Here is a 16,104-nt window from a genome sequence, read left to right as displayed (position 1 = left end):
AAATCGAAAGAAGAGAAAAGATGCCGCGCTCATTATTATTAATTTTTCTTTCAGCAACAGTACGGAGTTTCCCGTTGCGGCGCAACGGCTTTCGCGCGATGCAATTTCGTATTTTCCCGAAAAACTTCGCTGATCCGGAAAAAAAATATCGGACGAATTGGCGCTACCGATAATTAAATGCAAGCTTCACAAAAAACATTTCATGTCATGAGAGTTTTTTGGCCCTTGGCGCGTCAAAACGGTCATGTCGCGCAGCAAAAGCGTCACGCTTTTATCCCGGAACCGCGCAGCAACGCCGCGGCGGTCAGGGCGCAGCGTGACGCTCGATGCAGTCGGCAAGCGCACCATGCAAGGATGTGGAATCCGGTTTAGGTGCATCGAAGATGAAACGCGTGCGTGCGCCGTCAATCCGCAGGTCCGCTCCGTAACGGTCGACGCCCGTCAGTTCCAGATTCCTGGCACGCCGCGGATGACGCTCGAAGAAGTCCACAAGGGCCGTTTCTTCGTCAGGAGCGAGCGGCGTAAGCGCATCGAGCTCGCTGCCGTCCAGCCAGCCCATGGCGCCGAATCCGCCGATATAGCGCAGCCGTTCGACGTTCATCGTCCAGAACGTGAAGTCGCCGAGCGCCAGAAAGCGTTCGGCGCCTGGGTGGTAACGCAGGTAGCGCGCCACCAGTGCCGGCGCCGGCTCGACTGGCTCGAAGACGCCGAGCAGCGTGGCACGCTGCCCTTCGAGCACGTCGCCGTCCACGGCATGCGCAACGAGAAAGCCGGCCCGCGGATCGGCATGCAGGTTGCGCGTATGCTCGGCGAGGCCGCTCACGAGTATGGTCGGACGATGGCGTGAATCCGGCGCGAACGGCAAAACCGTCGGGTACGGATACCCTTGCGGCTGCCGCGCGTGCGTAGCCAGCGTGCCGATATTCGCCTGATGCAGCAGATGCAACGGAGCGTGAGCGGGAATGTTCAAGTTCGCGTCCTCGTGGAACTGTCTCGGCCCGATAATGCCGGTCCGACGTTATCGGGATTATGCATGTTGGGCGGCGGGCATTTGCGCGAAGGTCGATGACGCCAATCGATCACGGGTCATTCCACCTACGACCGTCAGGGAATTAAAGCTTCGTTAGAATCGTCCTGCTTTCGATCTGCCTTCTCTTTCCTTTCCCAATCTTCCCGTGTCCAATCAATCGTCCGATTTTGCCGCCTTGCCTGCCGCGCACCGCAATCTTCCTGCCGCCGCGCGTAATCGGGCCCGCATCGCGACCATGGCACTGTTTTTCATTGCCGGGATGATGTACGCGTCCTGGGGCGTCCACGTGCCGACCGTGCGCGATCGCTTTCATCTCGATCCGGCGCATCTGTCGTATGCACTCTTCGCCGTGGCGGGCGGGTCGATCGCCGCGATGGCGACCAACGCGTCGTGGATCGCGCGCGTCGGCACGCGCCGCGCGTGTCTTGCGGGCGGTCTCGCCATGGTGGTGTGCGGCGCGCTCATTCTGGTCGTGCCGACGTACTGGCTGCTGCTACCGGTGCTCGCGGGATTCGGCGTCGGCATGGCAACCCTCGACGTCGCCATGAACGCAGAAGCCAGCGCCGTGGAAAAGACGATGGGCCGGCCCATCATGTCGTCGCTGCACGGCATGTTCAGTGTGGGCGGCATGGCCGGTGCGGCCGTAGGCGGCGCGCTGCTCGCGCATGGCATGGCGCCTGCGGTGCACCTTGCGCTCGCCTCGGCGCTCGTCGCGGCCGTGCTGTTTGCCGCGTGTCCCGCGGTACTGCCCCACGTGCCGCACGCCGAGCATCCCGATTCGGCGACGCCGCGCGCGAACCGCTGGCGCTCGCCCGCCTTGTGGATGCTCGGTGCAATCGCCCTGATCGCGCTCGTCGCCGAAGGCGCCATGTATGACTGGGCCACCGTCTACATGCGGGACGTCGTGGTATCGAGCCCCGCCGTCGCAAGTGCCGCGTATGCGGCGTTCTCGGGCGGCATGGCGGCGGCGCGCTTCGCCGGCGACGCCGTGCGCGCCCGCTTCGGCGCACCGCAACTCGTCATGGCGAGCGCCTCGCTTGCGTGCGTCGGCATGGTCGGCGCGCTGCTGTTGCCTTATCCGGTCACGGCGATGACCGGCTTCACGCTCATGGGCCTCGGTCTCGCGAACATGATGCCCGTGCTGTTCGCGGCGGCGACGCGCGTGAATGGCATCCACGCCGCCGAAGGGCTCGCTCATGTCGCCGGACTTGCGTATTTCGGTCTGCTGCTGGGGCCGGTGGTGATCGGCGGGGTCGCGCAGTTCACGAATCTTTCCATCGGACTCTCCGTGGTGGCGCTGTGCGCAGCGCTCGTGGCTGCCGTGGCGCCGCGCGTGTTGCGGCGGCTCAAGGTCTGAGCGGCGCCGGCGCTTTTCTTCGCTGAAGCGTCTGCCTTCGACGCCACGCCCCGGAGCGCCGTTGAGGCGCGGGAAGCCATGTCCGGCGCGTAGCGCGTTACGTTACGTTGCCCCTGGCTGGCATCGATGTTCCGCGACACACGACGGAACTCGTCCTTTGCCTGCCGTTCGTTTCAAACCGCGTGGGCCTTGATTTTGCTGGGTCTGCGCGCTCCGGGCCGTCGACCGCGCTCGATGGCATAGGGCTTGCATTCTGTCTCCCGCGAATTCCGATACGGGGGCAGAAAAATGAATCAAACCTTCAAGCTGACGGCGATCGCGTTGTGCGTATCGTCGATGGTCGCGCTCACGGGCTGCGGTACCACACTCGACACGCCCGCGAAGCCGGCGATCTCCGGCAGCACCGGCGCGGGGGCGGGGGCGGGACTGGGCAGCGGGGCGGGCGGTGGGTCCGGCGGCGGCTCGGGTGGGGGGAGTGGGACGCCCACTCCGACTCCGACTCCGACTCCGACTCCGACTCCGACGCCGACGCCGACGCCGACGCCGACGCCGACGCCTACGCCTACACCAACACCAACGCCGACACCAACGCCCACGCCCACAACCAGCAATCTCCTCGGCCAGGTCGTCAAAGCGGCGAGCAACGTGGTGACGGCGACAGGTCAAACCGTGTCGACAGTCGGTAGCCAGATCGGCCTCACGCCCATTCCGGGCGCCGGCTCCGGCACGACAGGAGCGCTCGGCAGCGCAGTATCGGATCTGGGCAACGGCGTCACGGCGCTGGGCCAGGGTGCGGGCAACGGTCTCGGCCAGTTGGGCAATTCGACGGATCCGCTCGGCACCACGCTCGCGAGCAGCGGCAATCTGATCTACGACGCCGGCCAGGCCGTCAACAGCACCGGCCAACTCGTCAACAGCCTCGGCACGGGACCGGCAGCACCGCTGAGTCCGCTCACGACGCCGGTCGGCGGCGCGGTCTCGCAGGTGGGCAACGCGGTGAGCAGCCTCGGTACGCAGTTGGGTAGCACGGTGGCAGGCGGTCCGGTTCAGCAAGTAACGCAGTCGGTGAGCACGATCATCACGCCCATCACGACCGCGCTCGGTCAGACGACGCAGGCAATTGGCGACACCACCGGTCTGGGCGCTCCACTTTACGGTCTGTTCGCGACGCTCGGCCACGGACTCGACAGCGCCGGCACGCAGGTCGGCAGCGCCACGACCAGCCCCGTAGGCCCGAGTCTCGGCAACGTGCTGACGAAGACAGGCGACACGGTCACGACGGCGGGCACGCTCTTCACCGCGGGCGGCACGACGGGCAGCAACCCGCTCGCACCCATTACGGATCTCGTGACGTCGCTCACCGGCGCCTTGCCTGGAGGAACGGGCGGGACGGGTGGAACAGGCGGCACCGGCAATCCGCTCGCGCCCATCACGTCGCTCATCTCGTCGCTCACGGGCGCGCTCGGTGCGCCGCTCAACATCAGCGCTGGCGTGGGAGGCGGCGTCACCGTCACCAAGCCGGGCGGAAGTTCGGGAAGCCCAGGCGGTTCGTCGGGCAGTGGCGTGTTGGCCGGCGGCGGCGCGGGCGGCAGCGTGACGAGCGGCGGCAATCTGCTCGCGCCGGTCACGAGCCTCGTGGGTGCGCTGACCGGCGCGCTCGGCGGGGCGACCTCGGCCGTCGGCTCCGGCACGCCCGCTACCGTGCCCGCACTCGCAGCGAAAAAATAACGACGGCAGCCAAAGCGTCAGGGAGGAAAGCGGACCGGTTACCCGGTCCGCTTTTTCATTTCCACGCTCGTTGCGCCGCTCATCTCGACATCGCGACGTGCGCCCCTCGCCTCAAAGCTCGTGATACGTGCTGTAGGCGCTCGCGAAATCGTTGTGACGCAGGAAGTTGGTGAACGTCATGGTCACGGACACGTCGAGTCCTTCGACGTAATGCCACCATCCGATCGGCAGAAACAGCAACTCGCCTGGCCCGAGCGTGCACTCGATCACCTGCGCATTGCTCATCGCCGGAAAGCGTTCGGTATCGATGGCGCTGCCGTCCACCTGCGAGAAACAGTGGAAGTGGTTGTACATGAACGGCGTATCCGCAAGCGGCACGAGGCGCACCCGCTTGCGGCCCATCACCTGTGCCATGAAATTGTTGGTGAGGTCGTGGTGGAACGGTGTCTTCGTGCCGGCCGGGCCGAACCAGAAGAAGCCTTTGTCCGGCGAGCTTGCGTCGAGGTAGGTGTCGATAGGCGGAATGTCGTCCCACAGCGCCGCGAGCGCCACGCGATTGCGCGACGTGTTGTTGGCCGTCATGTAGAAATCGTTGGTGGGAGCGCTTTGCTCCACGAGGTCCACGTAGTCGCGAAAGCCCATGAGCCGCTTGTGCTTCGGCTGGTTGATCTCGTAGTTCTCGTCGGAGTCGCGACCGAACTGCACTTCCACTTCGGCGTCGCCGCAACGCGCGCGGAAATAGTCGTAGCCCCACTTGCCGAGCGCGGGCCACGCATCCAGCATGCCGCCGATCAGCACGGGCCGGTTCTGGCAGTAATACGACTCGAAGAATTCGTCGCGCGAGAGCCGTTCGCGGCGCTCCACTATCGCGACGCCACCGTTTGCATCGGCGTGCGGCGCAGTGCGCATGCGCGCGAGCGTGCGATACACCGTGAGCATCCAGTCGCGTTTGCGCAAACGGTTGCGAAGCCGCGCGCCGCCTTGCAGATATGGACTCGCGAGCGCCGCTTCTATCTCGCGCGCGGCATCGGCCGGCGCGAAGCCGTGCGAGGCGAGCGCTGCGCCCAGCGTTTCCGGCGCCACGTCGAGCAGCAGGTTTTCGGCAATCCAGCGGCGCCAGTCGTCATCGAACGAACGGCTCATGGCCCTCTCCTCCAGCTTGTTATCGATGCCTCCGCCTCGCATGCAGGCCACCAAAACAAAAGGCACGCGTGCATGATGCACGCGTGCCTCGTTCAGCCTGTCGTTGTCGACATGAACCGCACCGGTGAGCGCGAAGCGCCGGCCGATGCGGCCTGTGACATTACATCTTCACGACGTCGAGCAGGGTCTTCTTGCCGCCCTTGTAGTTGTACAGCGAGATCACGCCGTGCTTGAGGTCGCCCTTCGAGTCGAACGTGGTTTCGCCAATCACGCCCTTGTAGTCGGTGCTCGGCATGGCGGCGAGAATCTTCGCCGGGTCCGTCGAGTTTGCACGCTTCATTGCATCGACGATGATGTACACCGCGTCATACGTGAACGGAGCGTAGATCTGGATCGGCTGGCCGAAGCGCTTCTGATACTTCGCCTGGAACGCTGCGCCGCCTTCCATCTTCTCGAGCGCCATACCGGCTTCCGAGCACACGACGTTGTCGGTTGCGTCGCCGGCCAGGTCCGACAGCTTGTCGGTACACACGCCGTCACCCGCGAGCACCTTCGCGCGCAGGCCCAGCTGCTTCGCCTGCTTGGCGAACGGGCCGCCGGTGGCGTCCATGCCGCCGTACATGATCGCGTCCGGGTTCTCACCCTTGATCTTCGTCAGAATCGCGCGGAAGTCCACGGCCTTGTCGTTCGTCGCATCGTGCGACACGACCTTCAGGCCCAGTGCCTTCGCGGTCTTCTCGAATTCGTTCGCCAGACCCTGGCCGTAAGCCGTGGAATCGTCGACGATCGCGACGCTCTTCACCTTCAGGCCCTTCGCGGCGTAGTTCGCGAGTGCCGGACCTTGCTGAGCGTCCGTAGCCACCACGCGGTACGTGGTCTTGAAGCCTTGCTGCGTGTAGGCGGGGTTCGTTGCCGACGGCGAGATCTGGACGATGCCCGCGTCGCTATAGATCTTCGAAGCCGGGATCGAAGTACCCGAGTTCAGGTGGCCGACCACTGCCACGACCTTGTCGTCGACGAGCTTCTGGGCAACCTGGGTAGCCGTACGCGGGTCAGCCGCGTCGTCCTGGGCGTCGAGTTCCAGCGTGATCTTCTGGCCGCCGATCGTCAGGCCCTTGGCATTGATTTCTTCGACAGCGAGACGCGCGCCGTTCTCGTTGTCTTTGCCGAGGTGAGCAATGCCGCCCGTCAGCGGAGCGACGTGACCGATCTTCACGACCTGGTCAGCTGCCGCGGTCGTTGCGATCGACGCAAACAGCATGGCGGCCGCGCTGATCGGCAACAGCTTTTGAATCTTGATGTTCATGTAAGTCTCCAGTTTCGGTCCCAAATTACGTAATCGCCCTGTGCCCCGCTCCCTTCACGTGTCGCTCTATTGGCGGACGACCACGCAGGATGCATCGTTCATGCACCTGGCTAGCATGACATTCGCCGGTTTGTGACAGGCGGCCAATCATACTTGCGCGCAAGTGTAGGCGATCAAATTAATTTAGGGGATTTTTTTGGGTAAGTGGTGACACTACCAATAGCGTTTGTCCTGTCAACCGAACCGCGGGACGCGATGCGAGCACTTCGATGCCCGTATAGCGGCCGCATATGCGGCTCTGCGCATACCCGGTCCGGCTATGTGAGCGGCGCTTCGCAAAGGTTTGCGCAAGGCCGGCTCAATCGGCGCCTCTGCCAATGTGACGATTTGTCCGTCCGCACTAAAGTAATGGCGGTTAATAACCGTTAATGGTTCAAATAAGCATCGCAAGCATGCATGCGCCGATCACCGGACCATCAGTGGTCCGGCAGGACCGTCGCGTGCGGCAAGACCGGCCTCGAGACACGTTGCGAGGCTTCCTGCAGGGCCGTCCACCCATGTGGCAAACTGGCTCTCCATATTGATTCCCCTGGTTCGATTCGCCGCCTCGCGCCCGCCGTGCCTTGCAGGGCCTCGTCAGGCTTTGCCGCGCTTTCGGCGCGCGGCCCTGGGTGTCGCGGTGTCTCGCTCCACGACCGTCTTCAAGGAGAAACGCTGTGAGCATCACATCCCGCTGGATCGACATCCCGACCGGCAATGAAAGCTTCGAAGGCTACCTGGCGCTGCCGAAGACGGGCAAGGGCCCGGGCATCGTCATCGTTCAGGAAATCTTTGGCGTCAACGGCCATATTCGCGACGTCGCGGAACAGTACGCGCAGGACGGCTACGTCGCGCTCGCACCGGACATCTTCTGGCGCACCCAACCGCGCGTGGAGCTCGATTACGTGGGCGCGGACCGCGACCGCGGCATCGAACTGCTGCAGAAGACCAACGTCGATCTCGCGGTGGCAGACATCGGCGCCGCCGCGTCAGCGTTGCGCGCCATGCCTGAGGTGACCGGCAAGGTGGCCGCCATCGGCTACTGCTTCGGCGGACGCCTCGCGTATCTCGCCGCGGCCCAGGGCACGCTGGATGCCGCCGTGTCGTACTACGGCGGCGGTATCCAGAACCGTCTGGAAGAAGCGCCGAACGTCAAGGTGCCCATGCAGTTCCACTACGCCGAGCACGATCACTCCATTCCGCTCGAAGCCGTGGGACAGGTGAAGGAGCGCTTCACCGGCCGCGACAACGTGGAGTTCCACCTGTACCCCGGCGCCGAACACGGCTTCAACTGCACGGAGCGCGCGTCGTACAACCAGCACGCCGCCGCGCTCGCGCATGGCCGCACGCTGACGTTCCTCGGCGAGCTGATGTAAGCGCCGCGCACACCCTCACCCCGCACGCGAGAAACCGACCGATGGTGTCCGACTACCTTGCCCACGACGCAATCGGCCTCGCCGAACTCGTGAAGCGTCGCGAAGTCAGCGCGCGCGAACTGCTGGACGCCGCGATCTCGCGTGTGGAAGCGGTGAACCCGGCCATCAACGCTGTCGTGCTCAAAGACTACGACGCGGCCCGCAAGCGCGCGCTCCGCAGCGGCGATGGCATGCAAGGCATCGCCGACGGGCCGCTCGCAGGCGTGCCGTTTCTCGTCAAAGACCTGGGTGCGCCGGTAGCGGGCCTGCCGATGTCGATGGGAAGCCGCCACTATCGCCACTTCGTGCCCACGCAAGACGCGCCGGTGGTCGCGCGCTTTCGCGAGGCGGGGCTCAACATCTTCGCGAAGACGAGTACTTCGGAGCTCGGGCAAATGCCTTATACGGAGCCCGAACTGTTTGGTCCGTGCCGCAACCCGTGGAACCTCGATCACACGCCGGGCGGATCGAGCGGTGGTTCTGCAGCAGCAGTGGCGGCCGGCGTCGTGCCCGTTGCACACGCATCCGATGGCGGCGGCTCGATCCGCATTCCTGCTTCGTGCTGCGGTCTCTTCGGACTGAAGCCTTCGCGTTCGCGTCAGCCGCCACGCGTCGAAGCGCCGCCGCCGGGCGAACTCGGCGTGGATCACGCCATCTCGCGCAGCGTGCGCGACAGCGCCCTGCTGCTCGACCTCGTGGCGGGCGACCCCGCGCTGCCGCCGGGTACGCCCGGCACGCTGCTCGCCGCGACGCGCGAGCCTTGCAAGCCGCTGCATATCGCGCTGATCTCGCACCCCATGCTCGCGCCTTCGCTCTCCGCCGATGCGCGCGCCGCGCTCGATGACGCCGCAAAGCTGGTCGAGTCGCTCGGGCATCATGTCGAGCCGGTCGAACTGGACATCGACTTCGCCTCTGTCGCTCACGCTTTTCTGATGCTGTGGTCCGTGGTGGCCGACGAATTCGTGCTAAACGCAGATCGCCTCTCGGGCCGCAAACCTCGCCGCACCGACTTCGAAATCGCGACATGGGCGATGGCGCACGTGGGCCGCAAGCTCGGCGAAAACGCGCTGCCGGGCGCGCTCGAAACGCAGCGCCGCGTGAGCGCGAAACTCGCGGATCTCTTCACGCGCTACGACGTGATTCTGTGCGCGACGCTCGCATCCGCGCCCATCAAGATTGGCGAGATGCGGCCCACGCAGATGGAGCGCATCCAGATGCGCGCGGTCACGGCCATGCCCGTCGAGCCGCTCATGAAACGCCTGCTCGCCGAGGCGTCAGCCAAGGCATTCGCATGGGCAGGCTGCACAGAGTTGTTCAATCTCACCGGCCAGCCGGCGATGTCGGTGCCGCTCTACTGGAACGCGCGTGGGCTGCCCATCGGCGTGCAGTTCGCAGCGCGCGAGGGCGACGACGCCACGCTGTTCCGGCTCGCCGCACAGCTCGAAGCGGCGCGTCCGTGGTTCGATCGCCGGCCGCCGTTGATTACTGGAACGCGCGTGGGCTGCCCATCGGCGTGCAGTTCGCGGCGCGCGAGGGCGACGACGCCACGCTGTTCCGGCTCGCCGCACAGCTCGAGGCGGCGCGTCCGTGGTTCGATCGCCGGCCGCCTTTGATGCAGGCGCGCGCTTGAACGCGCGCGCGTGAAACCGCGGCGCGACTGCGCTCAACGCTCTCTCTATAACAGCCGAAACGCGTTCACGCCGGCTTGCGACGCGCGTCCAGATCGGCATGGCGCTGCGCGGGCACGCAGGCCACTGCAACGATCGATACCGCGAGTCCGCCCATCACATAGTACGTGGGCGCAAGCGGCGAATCGAAGGTCTCGATCAACCACGTCACGATGAACGGACCGAACCCGCCGAACAGCACCACGGCGAAGTTGTAGGCAAGCGAGAGACCTGTGGAGCGCACGTTGGCCGGGAACAGTTCCGCGATCAGCGCGCCGAACGGTCCGTAGTAGCCGGAGAGCGTGACCGAAAGCAACGTCTGCACGAGAACGAGCTTCGACACGGTAGGCGCGGCCGCGAGCCACGAGAAGAGCGGATACATCAACACGAACGTGGCAACGAGCGACCACAGCGAGAGTCCCTTGCGTCCGATGCGGTCGGACCACGCGCCCATCACGGGCGACAGCACCATGAGCACCACGTTGCCCGCGATCACCGCGTGGAACGACTCCGCGTACGAGAGCTTCAGCTCGCGCACCGCGAACGTAGGCAAGTAACTGATGAGCACGTAGACCGTCACGGTGAGCGCAATGACAGCGCCCAGCCCGCACAGCACGTCGCTGCTGTGGCTGGCGAAGACCTCGCGCAAGGTGGCGCGGCGCGCGGTCTGCTTCGCGTGAAGAAATGCTTCGGAGTCCGCGAGGTGTCGGCGGATGTAGAAACCGATAGGCCCGATCAGGAGCCCGACGATGAACGGCACGCGCCAGCCCCACGCCTTGAACGCCTCGGGCGGCAGGCCGTGAGCGATCGTCGCGCCTACGAGCGCGCCCAGGAGCAACGCGCCGGCCTGGCTCGCCATCTGCCAACTGCCGTAGAGCCCACGTTTAGAAAACGGCGCGGCTTCGATCAGCAACGCAGTCGAACTGCCGAACTCGCCGCCGGCGGAAAAGCCTTGCAGCATGCGGCCCAGCACGATCATGAGCGGTGCGCCCACGCCGATGGCGGAATACGGCGGTGCGACGGCGAGCAGCAGCATGCCGAGCGTCATCAGCAGCATGACGAGCGAGAGCGCGGCCTTGCGGCCCGCGCGGTCGGCATAGAGGCCGAGCACGATGCCGCCCACCGGGCGCATCACGAACGCGGCGCCGAACGTTGCCGTGGTGAGAAGCAGCGACGCGTATTCGCTGCGGGCGGGAAAGAACAACTGGGCGATGACGACGTTGAGAAAGCCGTACACGGTGAAGTCGTACCACTCGAGCGCATTGCCGATCACGGCGGCCGCGACTGCCCGGGTGTTGAAGCTTCTCGACGCTGGTGCCATCCGGTTCTCCGGCCTTCACGAGGGAGGATATTTCGTTATGCAGCCGCCGATAGCTGCGTACCGGCCTTCGCCGATGCCCTGCGAGTGTAAAGACCGGTCAAGGTGATTTCAAGCTGCGTTTGAAGCGGCCGTCCATGTTGCCGCATGAGGACACCAAAGCTCGACAACCAGGCGGGGCGGCGAACGATGGTGAGCACGGCGCCCCGCGTTTCAAACTCTGTCTGCTCATGCTGCGCCGCATCGAACCAACCCCGGCGCAGCATATGAGGCGCGCAGCGCTCAGGCCTTCTTCGTATATGCGCTGCACCAGCCCTTGCCGGACACCTGCTTGCCGCCGAACATCGGGCACGGCGCCCACGCGTCGGTGGGCTTGCCCTGGAAGAACTGGCAGTTGTTGCACTGCTGGCCGGCCGCGTACTTCGCGTACTTGGCCTTGTCGACCTGCGCCGCGTCGTTCTTGTAGCCGAGCGCAACGGCCGTGGGATCGGATTCGGAGACCTTCGGCGCGTCGGCAAACGCCTGACGGGACAAGGCCAACGAAGAGGCAACACCAATGCTAGTGATAAGGAAAGTACGGCGGGACGATTTCATGGGGAGTCACTCCAGGTCATTGGGACAGGTAAGGCTCACCTGCTCGCCGTTCTGACGACGGCGCGTGACAAGCATAACAACGAAGCCGCCTCGCGTGATGGCCCAAATGATGGAGATAAGCGGCGATGCGCAACAGGCACTTGCCGCAGCGACCGTTTCAATGCCGCAAGCCCGCCTCGCTCGATACATCGAGCGCCGCATCCGCTCACGCGCGGCCGACCACCTCGCACACGCGCTGCGCAATGGCGAGCGACGCCGTGAGCCCCGGCGACTCGATGCCGAAGAGGTTCACGAGCCCGCGCACGCCGTGCGCGGCCGGCCCCTGGATCATGAAGTCCGCCGCGGGCTCGCCCGGCCCGGAGAGCTTGGGCCGGATGCCCGCGTAAGCCGGCTGCAACGCGCCATCGGGCAGCCCCGGCCAATACGCGCGAATCTGCGCATAGAACGACTCGGCCCGGCGCGGATCGACGTCGTAGTTGATGCTGTCCACCCACTCCACGTCCGGACCGAAGCGCGCCTGTCCGCCGAGGTCCAGCGTGAGATGCACGCCCAGCCCCGCCTCGTTGGGCATGGGATAGATGAGCCGGCTGAACGGCGCGCGTCCTGAGATGCTGAAGTAGTTGCCGCGCGCCAGATAGAGCGGCGGCACCTGGCGGGCGTCGAGCCCGCGGATGCGCCGGGCAAGCCCGTTCGCGTGCAGTCCCCCGCTGTTGATCACGCAGGCGCAGCCGATCTCCGTGGGTTCGTCGCCGCCTACCCGCACGACGAAGCGTCCGTTGGCTGCTTCGATCTCCTGCACGGGCGCGTGAAACGCGAACACGGCGCCGTCGTGCTCGGCATCGCCCTGCAAGGCGAGCATCAGTTGATGGCTGTCCACGATGCCCGTCTGCGGAGAGAACACCGCTTCCACGCATTCGAGCGCCGGTTCGAGCGCCGTGGCCTCGGCGCCGCTGATGCGCACGAGGTCGAACACGCCGTTCTCCTTGCCGCGCGCGAGGATGCTCTCAAGCTGCGGCACCTGATTGCGCGCCGTCGCGACGAGCAGCTTGCCGCAGCGCTGGTGCGGCACGCCGTGTTCGGCGCAGTAGTCATAGAGCATTTCGCGGCCGCGCACGCACAATGCCGCCTTGAGCGAGCCGCGCGGATAGTAGAGACCCGCGTGAATCACTTCGCTGTTGCGCGAGCTCGTGCCCACGCCGATCGCTTCGGCCGCTTCGAGCACGATCACCTCGCGGCCCCGCGCCGCCAACGCCCGGGCTATCGCCAGCCCGACCACGCCCGCGCCGATCACCACACATTCGATTTGATCCATGTCCCACGTCCGCTTGGAGGCAAGGTGCGACTGCCAGTCCCACATCATGCCTTCGTTCGTGCCTTCCTGGTTCCTGCCGCCGGCCTGCCACTGGCGCTCGATAACGCTCGATGGTCTCGATAGCGCTCGCCACGCGGCCCGTCTCCACCGATGCGGCCGACATTGTCAAAATTGTACGACGCTGCCGCAGGCGCCGACGGCCACGAGTTGGGGCAGCCCCGGCATGCGGAACGCCCCCTGGCAATCCGTCTGCCAAGGCGCTCGAGGGACATTGTGACGATGCATCGCCGCCATCATTGTTGAGAAAACAACAATGTGCTTACGATTCCCTTCGTTTTTTGGAACGATCGCCCGCAGATGTGGAAAAAGCCGCCCGGAGGCGGCTTTTTTGGGGTCAAACGAGGCGTTTTTGTGCAAAAACGCGATCCGATGGTCGGCGCGCGTCCCGCGTCGCGGCGGCACCTCGCTATCCCTGGAATCCGATGGATTTGCGCCGCGAGCCGTAATCGAGCCGGACATCCCTCGCCTCCACCTCGTCCCGACCGTCGATGCGCGCCGTACCGAACGCGTTCAGAATGGCCCGGCGCATTTCGCGCGGCGATGCCTTCGCGAGCGCGTCGAGCGGACCGTCGCCGAGCACGGCCGGAAAGCGCTCGCCCCAGCTGTGCGCGCTGCGGATCTCGTCGTAGATGGACTGCGCGATGCGCCGCGCGCCGTCGCGGTCGGGCGGCGCGATCTCGTAGACGTTCATGCGGTTGAGAATGGGCTCGGGAATCGCGCGCTCGTCATTGGCGGTCGCGATCCAGATGACGTGGCCCGCATTGATGGGCACTTCGGCGAATTCGTCGATGAAGGTCTGCGCCGTGTCGTGCTCCAGCAGCGCGTAGAGCGCGCCGAGCGGGTCGTATTGCGAATCGCCGCTCGCCTTGTCGATCTCGTCCACGGCGATCACGGGGTTGGCGTAGCTGCCATGCACGAGCGCATCGAACACCTTGCCCGGCTTCGCGTTCTTCCACTGCGACGACGCGCCCGACAGAACCCAGCCCGCCGTGAGCGAACTCATCGCGACGTAGTGATAAGACGTGCCGAGCAGTCGCGCGAGCTGCTTCGCGAAATGCGTCTTGCCGATGCCCGGGTCGCCCAGCAGCAGAATGGGCATCAGTTCCAGGCGGTCGTCCGTTTCAAGGCACAGCGCCACTTGCCGCCGCACGTCGTCGAGCGGATCGGCGAAGTTGGGCAGCGCGCCGATCAGGTCGTCGATGGAAGGCATGCGGTTCGGCTTCACGCAAAAACGCAAATTGCCGACTTTGAGCATCTTCTCGTAGGTGCTACGCAGCGCGTCGTTCGCACTCTCCCCAAGATCGTTCAGCGCCGTCTCGACGTGATCGATGTCGTAGACCTTGCTGAACGACGCCACCGCAATTTCCTGTTTGATCACTGCCGTCGTCATGTGTCACCCCGTCCTGCTTTCCGTTTTACGGGCTACGCAAGCACCGTTCCAGTCCAGTGTAGCCATGCAATATTGGCGTGCAAGCCAGCAGCCGCGAGACTGTGCTGCTAACAGGGTCCGCGGATTGCGTACCCGCAGCGAGCAACGGTGTGTTGCTGAACCCATCCCGCGGATGCGCTGTCACATGTGAGCCCTATCCTCGATCGGTTCGGGCCGCCTGCGCGCCATGAGGCCGCAGCGGCCTGCGGACGGCCTCGTGGGGCGCCGCACGGATCGGGCGTAAGATGGTCGATTGCGAATGGAGGCGGATTGGCGGAACAGCCAGACGCGTAAAACGTCTGCGATTGACGCAAAGGTCCGCGCACGGAGCCAGAAGAATCATGTGGAAAACGAGCCTCGCCGCCCTGCTGCCTGGCGCCTTGCTGCTGGGCGCCCCGCTGTTCGCCGATGCGCAGCAGGCCGTGCAATGGGAGTTGCAGGTCATGCGCGACGGCCAGCAGATCGACACCTTCGAAGCCACCACGACGGTGGGCCAGGCGCGCACCGACACGCATCATCACGTGGTCACTCATAACGTCGGCTGCAAGCAGCAGCCGGCGGGCAGCATCGACCTCGCCCGCACGCTCACGGTCTCGCCCGTCGACGCGAATGCGAACGAAGTGACGCTCGCCATCGACGCCCAGGAAGTGCTCGAGGAAGACACGCCGCAACGTACGGCCGAAGGCTGCGCGCTGCCGCCGCAGCCGCGCCAGGTGGCGGCGAGTCATCCCGGCCTGCGCGTGCCGTCGGGACAGTGGGCGACCTGGCAGATCCTTCCGAAAGACCCGGCGCTCGAATATCGCGTGCGGGCAAGCCTCGTGAACCAGCCGTGAGAGCAACAACGAACCACACGGACACCATCGGCATGCGAAACCCCGAACACCTGCCCGGCGCGGCTCAAGGCAAGGACTTCGTCGCGGTGAGCTGGAACCTGCACAAGGGCCGCTCGCCGCTCGGCTTCACCGCGTGGCAGGCCATGCAGCGCTGGGTGCAGTCCGTTCACGCGGACGCCTACTTCCTCCAGGAAGCCATGGCGCGGCGCATGCCGCAGCCGGTGCTTTCGGCGGGGTTCGGCGAACGCATGGCAGACGCCACCGACGACGTCTGGCACTGCCAGGCCACCGAACTCGCGCAAGCGCTCGATCTCGAAATCGCGCTGGGGCCCAACGTCTTCAAACCGTCATGGCGGCACGGCAACGCGATTCTCTCGCCGCATCCGCTCGACCCCGGCGGACGCTGGGACATCTCGGCCCACCGTTTCGAGCGGCGCGGGCTGCTCGTCGCGCGCGCGACGTTTGGCGGGCACTCGGTCACGCTGCTGTGCGCGCACCTTGCGCTCACGCGCCAGGCCCGGCTGCGCCAGATGCACTGGATCGCCCACTGGATCGCACGCGAAGCGCCCGAAGGACCGCTCGTGCTGGCCGGCGACTTCAACGACTGGCGCAACGACTCGGTGCCGCTCTTCGCCGAACACGGCCTGTCTGAAGTGGCCACGCTGCTCGGCGAGCCGGCCCGCACGTTCCCGGCGTTCTCGCCCGCGCTCGCGCTCGACAAGATGTTCGTGCGCGGCATGAAGCCGGTCGAACTGATCCAGCCCGCCGCCGAAACGTCGTGGCTCTCCGATCATCTGCCGTACATCGCGAAACTGCGTCTGGACTGAGCGCGGCGGCGCTAGAATCGGCGCTTCGCCTCGCCGTTCCGCTTCT

Annotated in this window: 13 protein-coding genes; 6 read left to right on the top strand and 7 right to left on the bottom strand. The window is 65.5% G+C overall.

From position 1 onward, the window contains the following. Positions 1-304 precede the first annotated feature (304 nt). Positions 305-970: a HugZ family protein gene (locus tag U0042_RS20170; RefSeq protein WP_114809459.1), complete on the bottom strand. Its 666-nt coding sequence runs from the start codon at positions 968-970 to the stop codon at positions 305-307. Positions 971-1,175: 205 nt separating this feature from the next. Between U0042_RS20170 and U0042_RS20165 the strand changes: the two genes are divergently transcribed. After that, positions 1,176-2,387 carry an MFS transporter gene (locus tag U0042_RS20165; RefSeq protein WP_114809460.1) on the top strand — a complete coding sequence of 404 codons (1,212 nt, stop codon included), beginning with the start codon at positions 1,176-1,178 and terminating at the stop codon, positions 2,385-2,387. A gap of 288 nt (positions 2,388-2,675) precedes the next feature. Further along, the gene (locus U0042_RS20160; RefSeq protein WP_327204994.1) at positions 2,676-4,115 is read left to right on the top strand and encodes a collagen-like triple helix repeat-containing protein; all 1,440 of its coding nucleotides are present in this window, start codon (positions 2,676-2,678) and stop codon (positions 4,113-4,115) included. 111 nt (positions 4,116-4,226) lie between these two features. On the opposite strand, the gene U0042_RS20155 is transcribed toward U0042_RS20160, so the two are convergent. Continuing rightward, positions 4,227-5,258 (bottom strand): cupin-like domain-containing protein, encoded by a 1,032-nt coding sequence (locus U0042_RS20155; RefSeq protein WP_114814116.1) that lies wholly within the window; start codon positions 5,256-5,258, stop codon positions 4,227-4,229. Positions 5,259-5,418: 160 nt separating this feature from the next. Further along, a complete protein-coding gene (locus U0042_RS20150; protein WP_114814117.1) occupies positions 5,419-6,564 on the bottom strand; it encodes a branched-chain amino acid ABC transporter substrate-binding protein in 1,146 nt (381 codons plus the stop codon). A 716-nt stretch (positions 6,565-7,280) separates the two neighbouring features. On the opposite strand from U0042_RS20150, the gene U0042_RS20145 reads away from it, so the two are divergent. Further along, a complete protein-coding gene (locus U0042_RS20145; RefSeq protein WP_114814118.1) occupies positions 7,281-7,979 on the top strand; it encodes a dienelactone hydrolase family protein in 699 nt (232 codons plus the stop codon). Between the two features lie 41 nt (positions 7,980-8,020). Then, positions 8,021-9,631, top strand: coding sequence for an amidase (locus tag U0042_RS20140; protein WP_232833525.1), 1,611 nt, complete (start codon positions 8,021-8,023; stop codon positions 9,629-9,631). Positions 9,632-9,713: 82 nt separating this feature from the next. Here U0042_RS20140 and U0042_RS20135 read toward each other — a convergent pair whose 3' ends face one another. The 4 genes from U0042_RS20135 to U0042_RS20120 all read right to left on the bottom strand — a co-directional run bounded on the left by U0042_RS20135 (position 9,714) and on the right by U0042_RS20120 (position 14,359). Beyond that, entirely contained in the window at positions 9,714-11,006 is a 1,293-nt protein-coding gene (locus U0042_RS20135; protein WP_114814119.1) for an MFS transporter, read from the bottom strand. 279 nt (positions 11,007-11,285) lie between these two features. Further along, a complete protein-coding gene (locus tag U0042_RS20130; protein WP_026120968.1) occupies positions 11,286-11,597 on the bottom strand; it encodes a high-potential iron-sulfur protein in 312 nt (103 codons plus the stop codon). Between the two features lie 205 nt (positions 11,598-11,802). Then, positions 11,803-12,909 (bottom strand): NAD(P)/FAD-dependent oxidoreductase, encoded by a 1,107-nt coding sequence (locus U0042_RS20125; protein ID WP_114814215.1) that lies wholly within the window; start codon positions 12,907-12,909, stop codon positions 11,803-11,805. 466 nt (positions 12,910-13,375) lie between these two features. Next, positions 13,376-14,359: an AAA family ATPase gene (locus tag U0042_RS20120; RefSeq protein WP_114814121.1), complete on the bottom strand. Its 984-nt coding sequence runs from the start codon at positions 14,357-14,359 to the stop codon at positions 13,376-13,378. Positions 14,360-14,739: 380 nt separating this feature from the next. Between U0042_RS20120 and U0042_RS20115 the strand changes: the two genes are divergently transcribed. Continuing rightward, entirely contained in the window at positions 14,740-15,231 is a 492-nt protein-coding gene (locus U0042_RS20115) for a hypothetical protein (protein ID WP_114814122.1), read from the top strand. 32 nt (positions 15,232-15,263) lie between these two features. Further along, entirely contained in the window at positions 15,264-16,058 is a 795-nt protein-coding gene (locus U0042_RS20110) for an endonuclease/exonuclease/phosphatase family protein (protein ID WP_114814123.1), read from the top strand. Positions 16,059-16,104 lie beyond the last annotated feature (46 nt).

Origin of the sequence: Paraburkholderia kururiensis (assembly GCF_034424375.1) — a bacterium.
Lineage (GTDB): Bacteria > Pseudomonadota > Gammaproteobacteria > Burkholderiales > Burkholderiaceae > Paraburkholderia > Paraburkholderia kururiensis_A.
Note: the sequence above shows the minus strand (reverse complement) of the source record. Positions and strands in the feature narration are given on the sequence as shown.